General features: G+C 41.8%; 18 protein-coding genes. All 18 read left to right on the top strand.

Annotation, left to right across the window (positions count from 1 at the left end):
- The first annotated feature begins 144 nt into the window (after positions 1-144).
- Positions 145-603 (top strand): division/cell wall cluster transcriptional repressor MraZ, encoded by a 459-nt coding sequence (gene mraZ / locus ACTG7Q_RS04605; protein WP_439241358.1) that lies wholly within the window; start codon positions 145-147, stop codon positions 601-603.
- Between the two features lie 141 nt (positions 604-744).
- Positions 745-1,707 carry a 16S rRNA (cytosine(1402)-N(4))-methyltransferase RsmH gene (gene rsmH, locus ACTG7Q_RS04600; protein WP_439241356.1) on the top strand — a complete coding sequence of 321 codons (963 nt, stop codon included), beginning with the start codon at positions 745-747 and terminating at the stop codon, positions 1,705-1,707.
- Positions 1,708-2,037 (top strand): cell division protein FtsL, encoded by a 330-nt coding sequence (gene ftsL / locus ACTG7Q_RS04595; RefSeq protein ID WP_439241354.1) that lies wholly within the window; start codon positions 1,708-1,710, stop codon positions 2,035-2,037. It abuts the gene before it with no gap.
- Positions 2,034-3,869, top strand: a complete 1,836-nt coding sequence (gene ftsI / locus ACTG7Q_RS04590; RefSeq protein ID WP_439241352.1) for a peptidoglycan glycosyltransferase FtsI — start codon at positions 2,034-2,036, stop codon at positions 3,867-3,869. Before ftsL ends, ftsI begins: the two co-directional genes overlap by 4 nt.
- Positions 3,870-3,880: 11 nt before the next feature.
- Complete coding sequence (murE, locus tag ACTG7Q_RS04585) at positions 3,881-5,383, top strand: UDP-N-acetylmuramoyl-L-alanyl-D-glutamate--2,6-diaminopimelate ligase (RefSeq protein ID WP_439241350.1); 1,503 nt, start codon at positions 3,881-3,883, stop codon at positions 5,381-5,383.
- A 280-nt stretch (positions 5,384-5,663) separates the two neighbouring features.
- Positions 5,664-7,058 carry a UDP-N-acetylmuramoyl-tripeptide--D-alanyl-D-alanine ligase gene (gene murF / locus ACTG7Q_RS04580; protein ID WP_439241348.1) on the top strand — a complete coding sequence of 465 codons (1,395 nt, stop codon included), beginning with the start codon at positions 5,664-5,666 and terminating at the stop codon, positions 7,056-7,058.
- 5 nt (positions 7,059-7,063) lie between these two features.
- The gene (gene mraY, locus ACTG7Q_RS04575) at positions 7,064-8,146 is read left to right on the top strand and encodes a phospho-N-acetylmuramoyl-pentapeptide-transferase (RefSeq protein WP_439241346.1); all 1,083 of its coding nucleotides are present in this window, start codon (positions 7,064-7,066) and stop codon (positions 8,144-8,146) included.
- 142 nt (positions 8,147-8,288) lie between these two features.
- Positions 8,289-9,605 (top strand): UDP-N-acetylmuramoyl-L-alanine--D-glutamate ligase, encoded by a 1,317-nt coding sequence (gene murD / locus ACTG7Q_RS04570; protein WP_439241344.1) that lies wholly within the window; start codon positions 8,289-8,291, stop codon positions 9,603-9,605.
- 8 nt (positions 9,606-9,613) lie between these two features.
- The gene (gene ftsW / locus ACTG7Q_RS04565) at positions 9,614-10,804 is read left to right on the top strand and encodes a putative lipid II flippase FtsW (protein ID WP_439241342.1); all 1,191 of its coding nucleotides are present in this window, start codon (positions 9,614-9,616) and stop codon (positions 10,802-10,804) included.
- 34 nt (positions 10,805-10,838) lie between these two features.
- Positions 10,839-11,921, top strand: a complete 1,083-nt coding sequence (gene murG, locus ACTG7Q_RS04560) for an undecaprenyldiphospho-muramoylpentapeptide beta-N-acetylglucosaminyltransferase (protein ID WP_439241340.1) — start codon at positions 10,839-10,841, stop codon at positions 11,919-11,921.
- A gap of 94 nt (positions 11,922-12,015) precedes the next feature.
- Positions 12,016-13,443, top strand: a complete 1,428-nt coding sequence (murC, locus tag ACTG7Q_RS04555; protein ID WP_439241338.1) for a UDP-N-acetylmuramate--L-alanine ligase — start codon at positions 12,016-12,018, stop codon at positions 13,441-13,443.
- 29 nt (positions 13,444-13,472) lie between these two features.
- On the top strand, positions 13,473-14,435 hold the full coding sequence (locus ACTG7Q_RS04550; RefSeq protein WP_439241336.1) for a D-alanine--D-alanine ligase: 963 nt from the start codon (positions 13,473-13,475) through the stop codon (positions 14,433-14,435).
- An 18-nt stretch (positions 14,436-14,453) separates the two neighbouring features.
- Entirely contained in the window at positions 14,454-15,227 is a 774-nt protein-coding gene (locus ACTG7Q_RS04545) for a cell division protein FtsQ/DivIB (protein ID WP_439241334.1), read from the top strand.
- A 17-nt stretch (positions 15,228-15,244) separates the two neighbouring features.
- Positions 15,245-16,537: a cell division protein FtsA gene (ftsA, locus tag ACTG7Q_RS04540; protein WP_439241332.1), complete on the top strand. Its 1,293-nt coding sequence runs from the start codon at positions 15,245-15,247 to the stop codon at positions 16,535-16,537.
- Positions 16,538-16,628: 91 nt separating this feature from the next.
- Positions 16,629-17,816, top strand: coding sequence for a cell division protein FtsZ (gene ftsZ, locus ACTG7Q_RS04535; protein WP_439241528.1), 1,188 nt, complete (start codon positions 16,629-16,631; stop codon positions 17,814-17,816).
- 53 nt (positions 17,817-17,869) lie between these two features.
- Complete coding sequence (gene lpxC / locus ACTG7Q_RS04530) at positions 17,870-18,787, top strand: UDP-3-O-acyl-N-acetylglucosamine deacetylase (protein ID WP_439241330.1); 918 nt, start codon at positions 17,870-17,872, stop codon at positions 18,785-18,787.
- 151 nt (positions 18,788-18,938) lie between these two features.
- Complete coding sequence (pheA, locus tag ACTG7Q_RS04525) at positions 18,939-20,096, top strand: prephenate dehydratase (protein ID WP_439241328.1); 1,158 nt, start codon at positions 18,939-18,941, stop codon at positions 20,094-20,096.
- Positions 20,097-20,270: 174 nt separating this feature from the next.
- Positions 20,271-20,549 (top strand): hypothetical protein, encoded by a 279-nt coding sequence (locus tag ACTG7Q_RS04520; RefSeq protein WP_439241326.1) that lies wholly within the window; start codon positions 20,271-20,273, stop codon positions 20,547-20,549.
- Positions 20,550-20,559: the final 10 nt, after the last annotated feature.

Here is a 20,559-nt window from a genome sequence, read left to right as displayed (position 1 = left end):
CTTTTTACTGTATAAACTGCTTGTCAATTAAACGATCTAAGTATAGAATTGAAAAAAATGTGGGAAAAAGTGGAGTTTTGTGTCGAATGACCTCGCTTAACACGCATTTTCAAGTAAATAACGGACTGAATAAGGCAAATAACAATGTTTCGTGGTGCAACAGCGGTGAATTTAGATACAAAGGGACGTCTTGCGATCCCGACCCGCTATCGTCCAGAAATTCTTGAACAAGATCAAGGACAAATGGTCTGCACTGTGGATATTCGCCAATCTTGTTTATTGTTATACCCCTTGAGTGAATGGGAAACCATTGAGCAAAAATTGTTAGCCTTATCGAATTTTGACCCTGCTCAACGCAGTTTACAACGTGTCATGTTAGGGTATGCCACGGAATGTGAATTAGATAGCGCCGGTAGAATTTTAGTCAGCGCACCATTACGTCAACATGCGAAATTAGAAAAAAATATCATGTTAGTCGGTCAGCTCAATAAATTTGAGATTTGGTCTGAAGCGGAATGGCACGCACAAATTGAACAAGACATGGCACTCGGTTCAAGTGGCCAATTTGCCTTGTCAGACGCATTAAAAACGCTCTCTTTATAAAGAGGGCAGCACTAGCAAACTCACTTAAGGGACAAAGATCCTCCGGTGAGATAATAAAAAAGGTGGCGAGCTAGAATTTTCTAGCTCCGCTCAACCTGATGAATACCTTTCTTGGATTAATTTTAGTTTTGGGATAATTTTATGAATGCGCCAAATACCTTATGTCAAACGCATATCACTGTGTTACTTCATGAAGCAGTGGACGGTTTGGCATTAAAAGAAAAAGGTATTTATATTGACGGCACTTTTGGCCGTGGCGGGCATTCTCGTTTAATCCTTTCTCAACTGGCGGATAATGGGCGTTTAATTGCCATTGATCGAGACCCGCAAGCTATTGCGGAAGCCAATACCATTCAAGATCCCCGTTTTCAGATTGAACATAATAGCTTTTCGGCCATGCCAGAGATTTGTGAAAAATTAGGTTTAGTCGGCAAAATTGATGGCATTTTACTCGATCTTGGTGTTTCCTCTCCGCAACTGGATGATGCTGAACGTGGCTTTAGTTTTATGAAAGATGGTCCGTTAGATATGCGTATGGATACCAGCAAAGGGCAATCGGCTGCGGAATGGTTGGCGAAGGTATCGGAAAGTGATTTAGCATGGGTGTTGAAAACCTTTGGCGAAGAACGTTTTGCTAAACGTATTGCGACGGCGATTGTGAATTATAATAAAAATGCCATGCAAAATAATCAGCCCATTTTACACCGCACGTTGCAATTAGCAGAATTGATTGCCAATGCGGTGCCGTTTAAAGATAAGCATAAACATCCGGCTACACGCAGTTTTCAAGCGATTCGTATTTTTATCAACTCAGAATTAGACGAATTAGAAACCGTGCTAAATTCAGCAGTGAAATTGTTAGCCCCACAAGGTCGTCTGTCCATTATTAGTTTCCATTCGTTGGAAGATCGCATGGTGAAACAGTTTATGCGTAAGCAAAGCAAAGGCGAGGAGATTCCAAAAGGGTTGCCGTTGCGTGAAGATCAAATTCAGCGTAATCAAACTCTCAATATTATTGGTAAAGCCATTCAAGCCAGTGAGCAAGAAGTGGTGTTAAATCCTCGTTCACGTAGTGCCGTGTTACGTATTGCGGAGAAAAGATAAATGAGCGAGCCTTTATTAAATAGTCAACGCTATCCGTTACAACATGTTGTGATTCAAGATATTTTTTCGGCCAATAAATTTGCCCTTTGTTTATTGCTTGCTATTGTCGTGACGGCCGTCGGTACAGTTTGGATTACTTATCAAACCCGAGACTTAATTTCACAAAAAGCAAGGCTTATTTTTGAAAAAGAAAAACTTGAAAATCAATTTAAGAATTTAACATTAGAAGAGGCCTCCTTAAGTGACAGTGGTCGTATTGAATCTATGGCGACCAAGGGCTTGGGGTTGAGTCGTGTTCAACCTGAACAAGAAGTGGTGATAGTAGAATGAAAGTGAAATTTAACTCAACACGTGGTAAGTCGAAAGCCAAAAGTGCGGTGAAAAAATCAGCCAGTTCACCGAGTGTTAAACTCAATAAGCCTACCAAGGTCTATACCAATAGTTTCTTAAAAGGACGTTATCGTTGGGCGCTTGGTGCGGTGTGTTTGTGTTTTTCCGCTTTGGTTGCCCGTGCCACTTTTGTGCAAGCGATTGAAGTTGATACTTTTAATCATGAGGCAGACAAACGTTCGTTACGTCAACAGAAAATTCTATCACCTCGAGGATCTATTTTAGATCGTAATGGACATCTCTTATCTGTCAGTGTCCCCACATACAATATTAAAGCCGATCCTAAATTTATTTTAGAGGGTGACTATTTAGCTGATAAAGAACGTTGGAAAGCCTTGTCTGATGCATTGCATATTAAGCATAAAGATCTTGTGGCGAAAATTCAAAACAAACCCAAATCTCGGGATATTATCTTAAGCCGCCAAATGAGCGAAAGCGTGGCAGAGTATGTTCGTCAATTAAAAATCCCAGGTATTATACTAGAAAACGATTTTCGTCGTTTCTACCCTCGGGCAGAAGAAACGGCGCATTTAATCGGGTTTACGGATATTGATAATAACGGGATTGAGGGCATTGAAAAAAGTTTAAATACCGATTTAACGGGTAAAGCGGGATTACGAACGTATCGTAAAGATAAAAAAGGCAATATTGTCGAAGAAATTTCCGATGTGAAAAAATATGCCGCCCATGATGTGGTATTAAGTATCGATGAAAAATTACAATCAATCGTCTACCGTGAAATTGCGAATGCCGTTAAACAAAATAAAGCGGACTCAGGCACGGCAGTACTCGTGGATGTACGTACGGGGGAAGTATTAGCGATGGCGAATGCGCCCTCTTATAACCCGAATAAACGGGACGGTATTTCCGAAGAATTAATGCGTAACCGAGCAGTTACAGATACCTTTGAGCCAGGGTCTACGGTGAAACCATTCGTTGTATTAACGGCATTGCAACGTGGTGCAGTGAAACGGAATGAAATTATTAATACTGGGCCATTGGTATTAAATGGTCATGAAGTCAAAGATGTGGCGCCACGTGATCAGCAAACCTTAGATGAAATTTTGGAAAATTCTTCAAACCGAGGCGTGAGTCGTTTAGCCTTGCGCATGCCACCCTCAGCGTTGATGGAAACCTATCAAAGTGCTGGATTAGGGAAATTTACTAATTTAGGTTTAGGAGGAGAACAAGCCGGTATGTTGGGGGCAAATCGTCCGAAGTGGTCAGATATTGAACGGGCTAACGTCGCCTTTGGTTACGGTATTAATGCCACACCATTACAAATTGCACGTGCTTATATCACCCTCGGCAGTTTTGGTATTTATCGTCCATTGTCAGTGACCAAAGTGGATCCACCGGTGATTGGTAACCGTGTCTTTTCTGAAAAAATCACCAAAGATGTGGTGCATATGATGGAAAAAGTGGCGATTAAAAATAAACGTGCCATGGTTGAGGGTTATCGTGTGGCGATTAAAACCGGTACGGCAAAAAAACTTGAAAAAGGCCGTTATGTGGATAAATATATGGCTTATACGGCTGGACTTGCCCCAGTGACTGATCCTCGTTTTGCTTTAGTGATTTTAATTGATAATCCGAAAGCGGGTCAATATTATGGGGGCGCCATTTCAGCCCCAGTCTTTTCGAGTATTATGAGCAGTGCTTTACGTGCTTATAACATTACGCCAGATGCTGAGGGCAGTGCGTCGAATATTAAAAATACAAAACGGGTTGTTCGGCTCAGTGATAAAAACACAGAGAAACAAACCAACTAAGTGAGAAAATAATGATAAAATTGACCGCACTTTTGGGCGATAACCGATTATCTGGGGAAAACTTATCGACCGAAACCATTGAGCAACTTGAACATATTTTCCCCCGTGATATGACCTTAGACAGCCGCTCTGTGAAGACTGGCTGTCTTTTCGTTGCAATTAAAGGGCATACTGTTGATGGTCGTCGTTTTATTCCACAAGCCATTGCAAAGGGTGCGGTTGCTGTATTAGCTGATGCCGACCAACCAAATGAACATTTAACCGTTCATGTTGAAAACAATGTCCCCGTTATTGCGTATTTTGATTTATCTTCGCACCTGTCTGAAATCGCTGATATTTTCTACGCCAGTCCCTCACAAAAATTAACCTTAGTTGGCGTGACTGGTACCAATGGTAAAACCACGATAGCCCAATTAATTGCACAATGGACGCAGATTTTAGGTCATAAACCCGCCGTTATGGGGACTATTGGCAACGGCTTATTTGGTCAGGTGAAACCCGCCGAAAATACCACGGGTTCGCCGATTGAAGTACAATCGTCTTTGGCTGATTTCGTTGCGCAAGGGGCAGATATTGCCGCCATTGAAGTGTCCTCCCATGGGTTAGTGCAAAAACGTATTGAGGCCTTGCATTTCGCCGTCGCCATTTTTACCAATTTAAGCCGTGATCATTTAGATTATCACGGCACCATGCAAGCCTACGCTGACGCTAAAAAACGGTTATTTACGGAATTAGTAACACAACAACAAATTATTAATGCAGATGATCCTATTGGTGCCGCTTGGTTAGCTGAATTACCCCATGGGATTGCGGTCAGTTGCCAACCGGATTTTCAACCGAATCAAAAAAATTGGTTAAAATGCACCGCAGTTTCTTTTCATCACAAAGGCGCAAGCATTGCATTCCAATCAAGTTGGGGCAGTGGCACATTGGACAGCCGTTTAATCGGGGCTTTTAATGTGAGCAATTTATTACTTGTGGTGGCGACCTTATTGGCGTTAGGCTACCCATTGGCGGATTTAATCAAAACCGTATCACAATTAACCGGCGTTTGTGGTCGAATGGAAATGTTGCACGCATCACATAAACCCACAGCGATTGTGGATTACGCACATACGCCAGATGCGTTAGAAAAAGCCTTACAAGCCGCACGAATTCACTGCCAAGGGAAACTTTGGTGTATTTTTGGTTGTGGCGGTGATCGGGATAATGGTAAGCGTCCACTGATGGCAAAAGTCGCAGAAAAATTTGCGGATGTGGTGATTGCCACGGATGATAATCCTCGTACGGAAGATCCAAGCAAAATTATGGCCGATATTGTGACCGGATTTGAACATCCTCAAGCGGTGCAAATTATCCATGACCGCCAGCAAGCGATTAAAACCGCTATGCAAAGTGCGGTGGAAAATGATGTGGTTTTAATTGCGGGTAAAGGACATGAAGATTACCAGATTATTGGGAAAGTGAAACAGCATTTTTCGGATCAGGAAGTGGTAAGGAAATATATTAATTAATTTAAATTGGGTTTCGCCCGATGGGCAACCATACTTTCTTTTGCTTGCTAGGTTCAGACGGGGCCCCGTCTTTGCCGCCTGAAAATAGTTAAATTTGTAGAAAAAGTTGTACTGTTTGAGCGAAGCGAGTTTACAACTTTTTCGTTAAGCAAATTTAACTATTTTCAGGAAACAAGGCAAAATCGGGGTGTGTTTCTTTTGTTACTTTTCTTTGCACAAGCAAAGAAAAGTAAAGAACATGGCAAAATACAATAATAACAATTTGAAATGAAAAACCAAAATGATAAAACTAACAACCAAAAAACTCACTGAAATCCTAAACGGCACTCTTATCGGAAATGCTGATACGCAAATTGAAAACATCAGCACCGATACCCGCCAACAAACCCAAAACGGTTTATTTTTTGCCCTAAAAGGCGAACGTTTTGATGCGCACCAATATCTTGAACAAGCCATGACACAGGGTAATGTCGCCGTGATTGTTGATCATCAATGTGATGTCAATGTGCCACAAATTATTGTCACCGATACCCGTTTAGCCCTAGGACAATTAGCCCAATGGCTAAAAGCCGAATTACATCCATTAACCGTAGCAATGACAGGATCTTCTGGCAAAACCACTGTCAAAGAAATGACCGCCGCCATTTTAGCTCAAACGGCAAGCAAAAGTGCGGTAGAAAAAAATCAAGTTTTATTTACCCATGGCAATTTTAATAACGATATTGGCGTGCCATTGACGTTGTTACGGTTGAACGAAAAACACCAATTTGCTGTCATAGAATTAGGGGCAAATCATCAAGGTGAAATTGATTACACCACACATTTAACCCAGCCAGATGTGGCTTTAGTCAATAACGTAGCCTCCGCCCATTTAGAGGGATTTGGTTCTATTGAGGGCGTGGCACAAGCGAAAGGTGAGATTTTTCGTGGTTTGAGCGAAAAGGGTGTCGCTATTGTGAATTTAGATTGTCATTATTTAGATATGTGGAAAAAAGAAATTGGGACACATAAAATCCAGTCTTTTTCCGCCCATCATGATCAAGCGGATTTTTATGCAAGCAATGTCAAGGCCACAGCAACGGGTTCAACCTTTATGTTGCACAGTCCACAAGGACAAATTGAGATTAGCTTGCCTTATTTAGGTGAACATAATGTCAGCAATGCCTTGGCTGCAACGGCGTTAGCCATGAACGTGGGCGCCAGTTTACAAGATGTGCAAGCAGGCTTAGAACAAAAATCCCAAGTGAAAGGACGTTTGTTCCCGATTCAGCCTTGCGAAAACTTGCTTTTATTAGACGACACCTATAATGCCAATGTGGGTTCATTAACCTCTGCTATTGACGTTTTGAAAAAATATCCCGCATTTCGCATTTTTGTTGTTGGAGATATGGCAGAATTAGGCGAAAATACACCGTTCTGTCATCAACAAATTGCCGATTATGCGGCACAAGCAAAATTAGAATGTGTGGCGAGCTTTGGCGTGCATAGTGCTGTTATTTCGCAGCAATCACAAGGGCAACATTTTACCGATAAAGCCGTGATGGCAGATTATTTAACGCAAATAATTAAACAAAAATTAGCGAATAATCAACAAGTTGTATTATTAGCAAAAGGATCACGTAGTCAAAAAATGGAAAACGTGATCGACATTTTAAAAGAAAATTTTAAAGGGTAATTTTCATGTTAGTTTGGCTTGCATCTTATTTACAGCAATATTTTAGTGATTTTCACGTGGTGTCTTACCTCACCGTGCGCTCGGTTTTTGCACTTTTAACGGCATTGTTATTGTCCCTATGGATTGGGCCGAAAATGATTCGCCGTTTGCAGATTTTCAAATTTGGTCAAGAAGTGCGCAATGATGGGCCAGAAAGCCACTTCCAAAAACGGGGTACGCCAACCATGGGCGGGATTATGATTTTATTTACCATTACGGTGAGTACGCTGTTATGGAGCGACCTGTCTAATCCCTATATTTGGTTCAGCTTGTTTGTGTTATTGGGTTACGGCGCTGTTGGGTTTGTGGATGATTACCGCAAAATTAAATACAAAAATACGGATGGCTTAATTGCACGTTGGAAATATTTTTGGTTGTCTGCGATTGCCCTGATTGCGGTGGTGGGGATGTATCTGATTGGAAAAGACACAGATGCCACACGTTTGGTGGTGCCATTCTTTAAAAATATCATGCCTCAGCTCGGCTTTTTCTATATTATCCTGTCTTATTTTGTGATTGTCGGCACCAGTAATGCGGTGAATTTAACCGACGGTTTAGATGGTTTAGCCATTATGCCAACGGTGTTTGTCGCCGGTGCCTTTGCCTTAATTGCGTGGGCAACAGGTAACATTGAAATTTCCAAATATTTGTATATTCCTTATGTGAAATACAGTTCGGAACTCGTGATTTTCTGTACTGCTATTGTCGGTGCGGGATTAGGTTTCCTTTGGTTCAACACTTATCCTGCACAGGTCTTTATGGGGGATGTGGGTTCACTTGCCTTAGGTGGTGCTTTAGGCGTGATTGCCGTATTAGTGCGTCAAGAATTTTTATTAGTGATTATGGGCGGTGTGTTTGTCATGGAAACCATTTCGGTGATTTTACAAGTGGGTTCTTACAAATTACGTAAAAAACGCATTTTCCGCATGGCACCGATTCATCACCATTATGAGCTCAAAGGTTGGCCCGAACCCCGAGTCATTATCCGCTTTTGGATTATTTCATTGATGTTGGTGTTGATGGGATTAGTGACCTTGAAATTGCGTTAGGACCCTCACCCTAGCCCTCTCCCAAAGGGAGAGGGGACGATTTAGGGAGAGATTAAAATAAATTATGCCTCATACTGTTCCCTCTCCCTTTGGGAGAGGGCTAGGGTGAGGGTAAAAACAGTGATGACAGAGAAAATAAGAAATGAATAACCTATATAAAAACAAAAACGTCGCCGTCATTGGCTTAGGTAAAACGGGTTTATCTTGTGTGAATTTTTTCGTCAAAAAACAAGCGAACGTGCGAGTTATTGACACAAGACCTTTACCGGCAGGCATCAATGAATTAGATGAAGATATTGATGTGCATACGGGATCGTTGAAACTGGATTGGTTATTAGACAGTGATTTAATTGTGATTAGCCCCGGGTTAGCGGTAAAAACCCCTGAAATTCAGACCGCACTTTCAGCCGGTGTCGAAGTGGTCGGGGATATTGAATTATTCTGCCGTGAAGCCAATAAACCGATTATTGCCATTACCGGTTCAAACGGCAAAAGTACCGTGACGACGCTGGTCGCAGAAATGGCAAAAGCGGATGGTTTGCGAGTTGGTATGGGCGGTAATATCGGTATTCCAGCCTTGTCCCTGTTAGAGGATGAATATGATCTTTATGTGTTGGAACTGTCCAGTTTCCAATTAGAAACCACGTCCAGCCTAAAAGCGGCGGCAGCGACCGTGTTAAATGTCACCGAGGATCACATGAACCGTTATGTGGACTTAGAAGATTATCGCCAAGCAAAATTGAAGATTTATGTGAATGCGGAAACGGCGGTGATTAACGGCGAAGATCCGTTGACCAAAGAAGACGGTCAGCAAAGTGCGAAACAGCAAGTCAGTTTTGCGGAACACCATGCGGATTATTGGTTAAAAACCGAAAACGGTAAACAATATTTAATGGCGGGTGATGACGTGATTTTACCTTGTGATGAGGTGAAAATCAGTGGTCGTCATAATTATATGAATGCCTTGGCATCGATTGCTTTGGCTCGGGCGGTAGGCGTAAAAAATAAGGGAATTTGCACCGCACTTCGTACTTTCACTGGACTCGATCACCGTTTTCAATTAGCCCATTTTGCCAATGGTGTGCGTTGGATTAATGATAGCAAAGCGACCAATGTCGGTAGTACGGTGGCGGCGTTAACAGGATTACATTTAAATGGTAAATTGCATTTATTATTAGGCGGTGACGGCAAAGGGGCGGATTTTAGCGAGTTAGAAAAACTGATCAATAAGCCTGAAATTTTATGTTATTGCTTTGGTCAAGACGGTGCCGAATTAGCTAAATTATCGGCTCAAAGCCAATTATTTGATACCATGGAACAAGCTATTCAAGCCTTGCGTCCATTGTTAAAATCAGGTGATATGGTGTTATTATCACCGGCTTGTGCGAGCTTGGATCAATTTAGTTGTTTTGAACAACGGGGTGAGGAATTTACCCGTTTAGCACAACTGGCAGAATAGGATGACAAATGGGATTTTGGAATAATGTGAAACAGGGCTGCCAACGTTGGACCACAATTACGCCAGCCAATGCGCTTTATGACCGCACATTGCTGTGGTTATTTGTGATCTTGCTATTTATTGGTTTTATTATGGTGGCCTCAGCCTCCATTCCTGTTGGCTCGAAAAATGAATTAGATCCTTTTTATTATGCGAAACGTGATGCCATTTATATTTGTTTTTCTATTATCACGTGCTATATTTTTCTGCGTATTCCGATGGAAAAATGGGAAAAATACTATGTTTGGATTTTCCTGATTTCTTTACTTTTATTGGTTGCCGTGAGTATTCCTGGGATTGGAAAATCGGTCAATGGTGCTAGACGTTGGTTGCCTTTCCCATTGTTTAATTTTCAGCCAGCAGAATTTGCAAAATTAGCCTTGATTTGTTTTCTTGCTAGTTATTTTACCCGCCGTTATGATGAAGTACGTACTCGCAAATTGAGTGCCGTGAAACCGTTCTTAGTCGTCGGAGTGATGGGGGCATTTTTATTATTGCAACCCGATTTAGGTAGCACGGTCGTCTTATTTGTGATCACCTTTGGCTTGTTGTTTATTGTCGGGGCGCATTTTTTACAATTCCTCGGTCTTCTGGGGTTAGGCGGTGTGTTGTTTATCTGGTTAGTGTTAACCTCCTCTTACCGTTTAAAACGCTTTATCGGTTTTATGGATCCGTTTAAAGACCCGTATGGTGTGGGATTCCAATTATCCAATTCCTTAATGGCATTTGGCCGAGGTGAATTTTTTGGCGAGGGCTTGGGCAATTCTATTCAGAAATTAGAATATTTACCAGAGGCCCATACTGACTTTGTGTTGGCGATCATGGGTGAAGAATTTGGTTTCTTTGGTATTATGCTGATGGTCTTTTTATTAGCTGCATTAGTCTTCCGAGCCATGAAAATTGGTAAAGAATCCTTATTATTGGAACAACGTTTTAAAGGCTTTTTTGCTTTTGGCATTAGTTTTTGGATTTTCTTCCAAGGTTTTGTTAATTTAGGCATGGCGTTAGGGATGTTACCAACTAAAGGGTTAACTTTTCCATTGGTAAGCTATGGCGGATCGAGCGTGATTATTATGTCTATCAGTATTGCGATTTTATTACGGATAGACCACGAAAATAGGCTGATGTGCGGCGGTCATGCCCGATTACGAGATGATTAGACAATAAAAAATAGTCAGGGATAAATTAGGTTATATGGAACAACAAAACGAAAAAAAACGATTACTGGTGATGGCGGGTGGCACGGGCGGTCATGTGTTTCCAGCCATTGCCGTGGCACAATATTTACAACAGCAAGGTTGGGAAATTTGTTGGTTAGGCACCGCTGACCGCATGGAGGCCCAACTTGTCCCGAAACATGGTATTCCGATTAAATTTATTCAAATTTCAGGCCTGCGTGGCAAGGGCATTGGGGCATTGTTGAAAGCGCCCTTTGCGATCACGAAAGCGGTGTTACAAGCGAAAAAAATTATTCAGGATTATCAACCGCATGCTGTGTTAGGTATGGGCGGTTATGTGTCAGGCCCCGGTGGCATTGCGGCTAAACTTTGTGGTGTACCCGTGATTTTACATGAACAAAATGCCGTGGCAGGACTGACCAATAAATGGTTAGCGAAGATGGCGAAAGCCGTATTGCAAGCCTTTCCAACCGCATTTTCTGATGCCGAAGTGGTCGGCAACCCTGTTCGTGCCGAGCTATTTCAAATGCCCTCACCGGAACAGCATTTTGTGGAACGTTGGAATGAACATGACGGCAAATTGCGTGTGTTAGTGGTCGGCGGTAGCCAAGGGGCGAGAGTGCTAAATCAAACGCTACCACAAGTAGTCACTCAGTTGGCGGATAAATTAGAGGTTCGTCATCAAGTGGGTGCCGGTTCGGTAGAAAATGTGACCGCACTTTATCCAGAAAATGTGCGAAGTGCGGTGAAAATTACAGAATTTATTGATAATATGGCAGAGGCCTATGCGTGGGCGGATTTAGTGATTTGTCGTTCAGGCGCATTGACCGTGTGTGAATTAGCCGCAGTGGGTACGCCTGCCATTTTTGTGCCGTTTCAACATAAGGATCGTCAACAATATTTAAATGCAAAATATTTAGCAGATGCAAATGCGGCTTATATTATTGAGCAAGTAGAGTTGACGGCCGATAAATTAGTGAACTTAATTAATCAGTTAGATTTAACTAAATTAAGAGACATGGGTATTCAAGCCAAATCTAGAGCGACGCCGTTGTCTGCTCAACGTGTAGCGGAAGTGATTATACAAAATGCGAATTAGTTTACCCTCACCCTAGCCCTCTCCCAGAGGAAGAGGGGATGGCTCAGTGGATAATAATGAACAGCGTAAAAGTAGAATAAAAGCGAGAAAATAAATGACATTACGACAAGAAAAAATTAGACAAACGGTGCCAAGTATGCGGCGAGTAAAACAAATTCATTTTGTTGGCATTGGTGGTGCCGGTATGGGCGGTATTGCGGAAGTATTGTTAAACGAGGGCTATGCCGTCACGGGGTCGGATATTGCGGAAAGTGCGGTGACAAATCGGTTAGTTTCTTTAGGGGCAAAAATTTACTTTTCTCACCAAGCAGAAAATGTGCAAGATGCGAGCGTAGTGGTGGTATCTAGTGCGATTAAAGCGGATAATGTGGAAGTGGCGGCGGCACGTGAAAAACGAATCCCCGTGATTCAACGTGCGCAAATGTTAGCGGAAATTATGCGTTTCCGTCATGGTATTGCTATTGCCGGAACGCACGGAAAAACCACCACAACAGCCATGGTGTCGATGATTTATACCCAAGCCGGATTAGACCCGACTTTCGTTAATGGCGGTTTGGTCAAATCTGCGGGAACCAATGCTTATTTGGGCGCCAGCCGTTATTTAATTGCCGAGGCTGATGAAAGTGATGCGTCGTTCTTGCATTTGCAACCTATGGTATCGGTGGTGACCAATATTGAACCAGACCACATGGAAACCTATAACGGTGACTTTGAAGAAATGAAACGCACTTATGTGAATTTTTTACATAATTTGCCGTTTTATGGTTTATCGGTGATGTGTGCAGATGACGCAGTACTGATGGAATTGGTGCCACAAGTGGGGCGTCAAGTGATTACCTACGGTTTTAGTGAGAGTGCCGATTACCGTATTGAAAATTATGAACAAACCGGTTTCCAAGGCCATTATGATGTGATTACCCCAACGGGTGAGCGGATTAATGTATTGCTCAATGTGCCAGGCAAACATAATGCCTTAAATGCCACGGCGGCGTTAGCGGTGGCGAAAGAAGAAGGCATTAATAATGAGGCTATTTTAGCCGCATTGGCGGATTTCCAAGGAGCGGGACGTCGTTTTGATCAACTCGGTGAATTTATTCGTCCGAATGGTAAAGTGATGTTAGTGGATGATTACGGTCATCACCCAACGGAAGTCGGTGTCACCATTCAAGCGGCTCGTTCGGGTTGGGAGAATAAACGAGTGGTGATGATTTTCCAACCGCACCGCTATTCTCGCACCCGTGATTTATTTGATGACTTTGTACAAGTATTGTCGCAAGTGGATGTGTTGGTATTGCTTGATGTGTATGCCGCCGGTGAACAACCGATTGCAGGGGCAGATAGTCGATCATTGGCGCGTTCCATTCGCAATTTAGGTAAAGTAGACCCGATTTTTGTGGCCGATCATAGCCAATTACCGGAAATTATGGATCAAATTATCCAAGATGGCGATTTAATTTTAGCCCAAGGGGCAGGCAATGTGAGTAAATTGTCACGCCAACTTGTGGAATTGTGGACAAAATAAGAAAAAGATAAAAGAAAAGGAAAAAGAAGATGATACCAGCACCGCATGAAATCAGAATTGCAGTATTAATGGGCGGCACCTCTGCCGAACGTGATGTGTCGTTAAACTCAGGGGCTGCCGTGTTACAAGCCTTACGTACGTTGGGCTATGATGCTCACCCTGTTGATCCGAAAACCGATGACGTGGCTAATTTAAAAAAACAGGGCTTTGCTTGTGCGTTCAATATTTTGCATGGTCGAGGCGGGGAAGATGGCGTGATTCAAGGCGTATTAGAACAAATTGGCTTGCGTTATACCGGTTGTGGCGTGATGACATCTGCTTTAACCATGGATAAAATGCGGACCAAAATGTTGTGGAAAGGTTTTGGCTTACCTATTGCGGAGATGGAAATTGTCACAAAAAACACCGCAGATTCGCTTAATCCACAAGCCGTGGTCGATCGTTTAGGCTTGCCGTTAATGGTAAAACCATCCCGTGAGGGGTCTAGCGTGGGCTTAACCAAAGTGAAATCCGTGGCGGAATTAAAACCGGCGGTAGAATTGGCATTGCAACATGATGAAACGGTATTGATTGAAGAATGGTTGGCGGGGGATGAATTGACCGTGCCGGTGTTAGATGGCGAAGTCTTACCAGCGGTGCAAATTATCCCAGACGGTGAGTTTTACGATTATAATGCCAAATATATTTCCGATAACACCCAATATATTTGTCCAATGCCAATGTCAGATGAACGTTGGCAAGAATTGCGTAGCTTAGTGAAGCGAGCTTATGACGCCGTGGGCTGTCAGGGTTGGAGCCGTATTGATGTGATGACTGATAGCCAAGGTAATTTCCGCTTGGTCGAAGTCAACACTACCCCCGGCATGACAAGCCATAGCTTATTCCCGAAATCAGCGGCGACCGTGGGGTATTCCTTTGATGATTTAGTGGGTAAAATTTTGCATACGGCGTTATGGGCGGATTTATCTCAAGATCCAATGGTGATGTATTAATTTGAATTGGAATCAAGTATGTCTGTGATTAAACGTAAACCACCACAAAAAACAGCAAAACTGCCAGAGTTTGGTCTGAAAAATTTTATTCAGATCAAACCAATCCTTTTGCTATTGTGTTTAGGTTTGCTATATTATACGTATACCCATTGGCAATCGTTATTAGAAAAATTAGATGATAAGCCAATCAGCGCCTTTGCCTTGTTGGGTTCACCACAGTATACGACCAATGAGGATGTGCGGGATAAAATTTTACAGCTCGGTGAGTTAAAAGGCTTTTTTGGTCAAGATGTTCATCTTGTGCGTGAACAAATTCAATCCTTGCCTTGGATTAAAGGGGCATTGGTGCGGAAAATTTGGCCAGATCGACTCAGTATTGTGGTGAGCGAATATACCCCAGTGGCATTTTGGAATGAAAATGAATTTCTGGCGAGTGACGGCACGGTATTTAGTCTGCCTTTTGATAAACTGAAAAATACCGATATGCCACGGCTATTTGGGTTAAATTACCAAAGTAGTGAAGTATTAGAGGCATGGAATAAAATCTATAAAGATTTAAAAGCCAAAAATTTAAATCTTAAAACCCTTGCCGTCAATGAACGTGGGGCATGGGAAGTGATATTGGATAACGATATTACCTTAAAATTAGGGCGTGGTGAGTGGAAAAATAAAATTGATCGTTTTGTGACAATTTATCCACAAATTGATGTGCCTGAGAATAAAAAAATTAATTATGTGGATTTAAGATATAACGTAGGGGCGGCAGTGAGTTTCACTGATGTGATTAAATAAATAGCGAAGTAAAGAAAATGGCAAAAATTGTAGAATCAAAAACCATTGTTGGATTAGAAGTTGGCACATCAAAAGTCGTCGCTGTGGTGGGTGAAGTGTTACCTGATGGCGTAATCAATGTGTTAGGTTATGGCAGTTGCCCCTCTAAAGGGATCGATAAAGGGAGTATTACAGATTTATCGGCGGTGGTGAAATCTATTCAGCGTGCAATTGACAGTGCAGAGGCCGTGGCGGATTGTGATATTTATTCCGTTACGTTGGCGATTACGGGAAAACATATTCAAAGTCTAAACGATAGCGGATTGGAACCGATTGCGAATAATGAGGTGACGCAAGAAGAAATTGATTCTGCCATGCACACAGCGAGTTCGGTTAAGTTACCTGAAGGCTTGTCCCTATTACATGTTATTCCGCAAGAATATGCCGTGGATCAACAACAAAATATAAAAAATCCGCTTGGCTTGCAAGGCATGCGCTTGAAAGCGCAAGCCCACCTTATTGGTTGTCATCAGGCTTGGTTAAGCAATTTACAAAAAGCGGTTGAGCAGTGTGGCTTAAAAGTCGATCAGGTAGTGTTTTCTGGATTAGCCTCAAGCTATTCAGTGTTAACCGAAGACGAAAAAGATTTGGGCGTTTGCTTGGTGGATTTTGGTGCGGGATCCATGGATATTATGGTGTATACCAATGGTGCGTTACGTTATAGCAAAGTGGTACCTTATGGCGGTAATGATATCACGGATTTCGTGGCACAAAGCTTAACCACCTCACGCCATGAAGCCGAAAATATTAAAATTAACTACGGAAGTGCGGTGAATCCGAGCCAAGATTTAGCGGAACATTTTGCCAAGAAAAAGGTCGAAGTAGCAGGGTTAGGTGGCACGTCTACACGCACCTTTACCAAAGCACAAATTGTCGATGTGACATCCAAATGCTATCGTGATTTACTGTTTGTGGTTAAAAATGAATTGGATAATTTACGTCAAGAGTTGATTAAAAAAGATGTCAAAGCGGATTTAATTGCTGGTGTGGTGTTAACTGGTGGTGGTGCCAATATGGATGATGTCGCAAAATGTGCAACAGATCTTTTTGGTTTCCATGTGCGAGTAGGTCAGCCATTAAATATTACTGGATTAACGGATTATGTGAATAAACCACAATATGCAACCGTATTGGGTTTATTGCAATATAGTCATCATAATAATGAAGAAAATAGCCCATTAATTAGTGGTCTGACCTCTGAAGACAGTATTTTAGGCTCAATTTGGGGCGGAATGAAAAAAATTGTAAAGAAAGTGGGCTCGGAGTTTTGATAATTCAGCCTTTTTCGGCTACAATAGGAAGAATTTTAGAATAGCTTATGTGCTATACCTTTTTTAGCACCCTCGGAGAATATAAATGGAAATGTATGCACCTGTACAATATGATTTTGATGATGAAGTCGGTCGCACACTGATTAAAGTAGTCGGTGTGGGTGGCGGTGGCGGTAATGCCGTTAACCACATGGTTGATAGTTTACTCAGTAATGGCGGTTCGCTTGTCGGGGAAGATTCTCTTGCCAGTGATGAACACGGTGAAATTATCTTCTATGCGGTGAATACGGATGCGCAGGCTTTACGCAAAAGTAAGGTTCAACAAACCGTACAAATTGGTGCAGAAACGACGCGTGGGTTAGGTGCTGGTGCTAATCCTAATGTAGGGCGCAAAGCGGCAGAAGATGATCAAGAGGCCATTCGTTCTATGCTCGAGGGCGCAGATATGGTGTTTATTGCGGCCGGTATGGGCGGTGGGACAGGAACAGGTGCTGCTCCTATCGTTGCGCAAGTTGCCAAAGAATTAGGTATTCTTACTGTGGCGGTGGTCACTAAACCGTTCTCCTTTGAGGGGAAAAAACGTATGGCGTTTGCGGAATTAGGCATTAGAGAACTTTCTAAACATGTGGATTCTTTAATTAGTATTCCAAATGAAAAATTATTAAAAGTATTAGGTAAAAACACTACCTTGGTGCAAGCATTTTCAGCCGTCAATGATATTCTCCGCAATGCCGTGACGGGTATTTCCGATATGATTACCTCACCGGGTTTGATTAACGTGGACTTTGCTGACGTGCGTACCGTAATGTCAGAAATGGGCCGTGCCATGATGGGTTCAGGTATTGCCAAAGGCGCATCCAGTGATGGCCGTGCAGAAAAAGCAGCGCAAGATGCGGTGGCCAGTCCTTTATTGGAAGATGTAGATTTATCGGGTGCAAAAGGGGTATTAGTCAATATTACTGCGGGCCTTGATTTAGGTTTAGATGAATTCTATGCGGTGGGGGATATTATTCGTTCTTTCGCCTCAGATGAAGCCACTGTGGTGGTGGGAACCAGTTTAGTGCCTGAAATGTCCGATGAAATTCGAGTCACTATCGTGGCGACGGGGATTGGCGATATGGAAGAACCTGTTGTCGTGACACCTCCGCTTGCCGGTGGTCGTCCTGAAAGTTTACAGGAACCGAAAAAAACGGTGGAACCACTCCGACCAGAGCAGCCTGTTAGACTGAATAATAATGATGTATTTAAGCCTGCTTTTTTACGTGGCAGCAATAACTAAAAAGATAACGAGAAACAAAATGTCACCCATTTTGGTATAAGTTGAGAAAAACTATGATTAAACAAAGAACATTAAAACAAAGCATTAAAGTGACTGGTGTGGGATTGCACAGCGGTAATAAAGTGACTTTGCATTTACGCCCTGCGGCGGTAAATACAGGGGTGATTTATTGTCGTACTGATCTCAATCCGCCAGTGAGCTTTCCCGCTGATGCGAAAGCAGTGCGTGATACGATGCTTTGTACTTGTTTGGTGAATGATCAAGGTGTGCGTATTTCTACTGTGGAACATTTGAATGCGGCACTTGCAGGGCTTGGCATTGATAATGTGATTATTGAAGTAGATGCGCCTGAAATTCCAATTATGGATGGCAGTTCTAGTCCGTTCATCTATTTATTATTAGATGCTGGCATTGAAGAACAAAATGCAGCGAAAAAATTTATTCGTGTGAAGAAAACAGTACGGGTAGAAGAGGGTGATAAATGGGCGGAAATCAAACCTTATCGTGGGTTCCATTTAGACTTCACCATTGATTTTAATCATCCAGCGATTCCGAAAAAATTAAGCCATTATCAACTGGATTTTTCTGCACAAAATTTTGTGCAACAAATTAGCCGAGCAAGAACCTTTGCTTTTATGAAAGATATTGAGTATCTCCAATCTCAAGGGTTAGCCTTAGGTGGTAGTTTGGATAACGCCATTGTGTTAGATAATTACCGTGTATTAAACGAAGATGGGTTACGTTTTAAAGATGAGTTAGTGCGTCATAAAATGTTAGATTCTATCGGTGATTTATATATGTGCGGTTACAACCTGATTGGGGCATTTACTGCTTATAAATCTGGCCATGGTTTAAATAATAAATTATTACGTGCCTTATTAGATGATCAAGAGGCTTGGGAGTTTGTGACTTTCGAGGATAAACAAACAGTGCCGCAAGGTTATATGGCAACCCAGCAAGTACTGATTTAATTCAGGTTATCAAAAAGCTATACTTTATTAAGTATGGCTTTTTTTGTATCTATCATTTAGATTTTAGCAAAAAATATCTTAGCCCTATGCTATAATCGGGTCTGTTGAAATTCATCAGACCCTTATTTTTATTACAGGATATTGTTATTTTATGGCACAAGATTTAGTGGAAATTCGCCAACAGATTACGCAAATTGACCGCAGTTTATTGAAATTATTATCAGAACGTCATCGTTTGGCCTTTGATGTGGTGCGGAGCAAAGAAATTACCCAAAAACCCTTACGTGATGAAGAACGTGAGCAAATCTTATTACAAGAATTAGTCAAATTTGCCGAAAGCCAAAATTATCAGTTGGAATCACAGTACATTATGCAAATTTTCCAACGAATTATTGAAGATTCGGTAGTAACACAACAGGTTTATTTACAGAAAAAACTCAACCAACAACGTGAGCAGAGTATTCATATTGCGTTTTTAGGCAAGCGTGGATCTTATTCCCATTTAGCCGCTCGCAATTATGCTACACGTTATCAAGAGCAGTTAGTCGAATTAAGTTGTAGCACCTTTGAACAGGTGTTTGACAAAGTCAAAGCAGGCGAGGCAGATCTCGGCGTATTGCCTTTAGAAAACACCACATCAGGATCTATTAATGATGTGTATGATTTATTACAACACACTGATCTTTCTTTGGTGGGCGAACTTGCTTATCCGATTAGACATTGTGTGTTGGTGAATGAACAGCAAGATCTTAGCCAAATTGACACGCTATATAGTCACCCGCAAGTGATACAACAATGCAGTCAATTTATTCGCAGTTTGGATCGTGTGCATATTGAATACTGTGAAAGTAGCTCGCATGCCATGGAATTAGTCGCCAGTTTGAATAAACCGAATATTGCTGCTTTAGGCAATGAAGATGGTGGTCATTTATATGGTTTGCGAGTATTAAAAACGGATATTGCCAATCAACCTAATAATATCACCCGTTTTATTGTACTGGCGAAAGAACCGTTATCGGTGTCGCCACAAATAGCTAGCAAAACCTTGTTATTGATGACCACAGGTCAACAAGCGGGGGCGTTAGTCGATGCCTTATATGTGTTTAAGAAACACCAAATTAATATGACCAAACTCGAGTCTCGCCCGATTTATGGTACACCGTGGGAAGAAATGTTTTATTTGGAAATTGAGGCCAATATTCATCATCCGAATACTCAGCAAGTGTTGGAAGAATTAAAACAATACAGCACCTTTTTAAAAGTATTGGGCTGTTATCCAAGTGAGATTGTGAAACCTGTTTCAGCCTAGATCTTTCCTCTTTTTTACTTAATTGAAGAAACTGTGGTGATTTTCACCGCAGTTTTTTTATATCTTCATCCTATCTGATTAAAATTTTTCAAAAAAATCTTTTTTTACTTGCTTGACATTATTTTTTTTTTTTTACAATAGGGAAGATTTAAGTTCAATTTAGTAAGGAGTGTTATGAATAAGAAAAGCATGATGATCGGCTTAGGATTATTGCTGTGTGGTTGTTCTTCCTTAAGTTCGATGTATTTACCTCAACCTACCCCTGAAAGTGATGGGGCGATTGCACAGCGACGGGCAGAGATCCGAGCAATGGAACAACAAGATTATAAAGATATGCGTCAAAAACGTAAGGACAGTATTCAAGATCTTGGTGAAATGCAAATGAATGAGGCAAAAGCCATTAATAAGGCTTATGAAAATCGTAGTAAACAATCTATCCAAATTCTTTATTAACAAAAGGGAC

This window comes from Lonepinella sp. BR2474 (assembly GCF_051851555.1).
Classification (GTDB): domain Bacteria; phylum Pseudomonadota; class Gammaproteobacteria; order Enterobacterales; family Pasteurellaceae; genus Lonepinella.
The sequence above is the reverse complement of the archived record's forward strand: the minus strand, read 5'-3'. Positions and strand labels throughout refer to the sequence as shown.

Bases quoted from the DNA above. Each gene is read 5' to 3' on its own strand.
- ACTG7Q_RS04545 (WP_439241334.1), top strand. From the start codon at position 14,454: ATGTCTGTGATTAAACGTAAACCACCACAAAAAACAGCAAAACTGCCA.
- lpxC (WP_439241330.1), top strand. From the start codon at position 17,870: ATGATTAAACAAAGAACATTAAAACAAAGCATTAAAGTGACTGGTGTG.
- ftsI (WP_439241352.1), top strand. From the start codon at position 2,034: ATGAAAGTGAAATTTAACTCAACACGTGGTAAGTCGAAAGCCAAAAGT.
- pheA (WP_439241328.1), top strand. From the start codon at position 18,939: ATGGCACAAGATTTAGTGGAAATTCGCCAACAGATTACGCAAATTGAC.
- ACTG7Q_RS04550 (WP_439241336.1), top strand. From the start codon at position 13,473: ATGATACCAGCACCGCATGAAATCAGAATTGCAGTATTAATGGGCGGC.
- mraY (WP_439241346.1), top strand. From the start codon at position 7,064: ATGTTAGTTTGGCTTGCATCTTATTTACAGCAATATTTTAGTGATTTT.
- murD (WP_439241344.1), top strand. From the start codon at position 8,289: ATGAATAACCTATATAAAAACAAAAACGTCGCCGTCATTGGCTTAGGT.
- ftsL (WP_439241354.1), top strand. From the start codon at position 1,708: ATGAGCGAGCCTTTATTAAATAGTCAACGCTATCCGTTACAACATGTT.
- murG (WP_439241340.1), top strand. From the start codon at position 10,839: ATGGAACAACAAAACGAAAAAAAACGATTACTGGTGATGGCGGGTGGC.
- ftsZ (WP_439241528.1), top strand. From the start codon at position 16,629: ATGTATGCACCTGTACAATATGATTTTGATGATGAAGTCGGTCGCACA.
- ACTG7Q_RS04520 (WP_439241326.1), top strand. From the start codon at position 20,271: ATGAATAAGAAAAGCATGATGATCGGCTTAGGATTATTGCTGTGTGGT.
- murF (WP_439241348.1), top strand. From the start codon at position 5,664: ATGATAAAACTAACAACCAAAAAACTCACTGAAATCCTAAACGGCACT.
- rsmH (WP_439241356.1), top strand. From the start codon at position 745: ATGAATGCGCCAAATACCTTATGTCAAACGCATATCACTGTGTTACTT.
- murE (WP_439241350.1), top strand. From the start codon at position 3,881: ATGATAAAATTGACCGCACTTTTGGGCGATAACCGATTATCTGGGGAA.
- ftsA (WP_439241332.1), top strand. From the start codon at position 15,245: ATGGCAAAAATTGTAGAATCAAAAACCATTGTTGGATTAGAAGTTGGC.
- ftsW (WP_439241342.1), top strand. From the start codon at position 9,614: ATGGGATTTTGGAATAATGTGAAACAGGGCTGCCAACGTTGGACCACA.
- mraZ (WP_439241358.1), top strand. From the start codon at position 145: ATGTTTCGTGGTGCAACAGCGGTGAATTTAGATACAAAGGGACGTCTT.
- murC (WP_439241338.1), top strand. From the start codon at position 12,016: ATGACATTACGACAAGAAAAAATTAGACAAACGGTGCCAAGTATGCGG.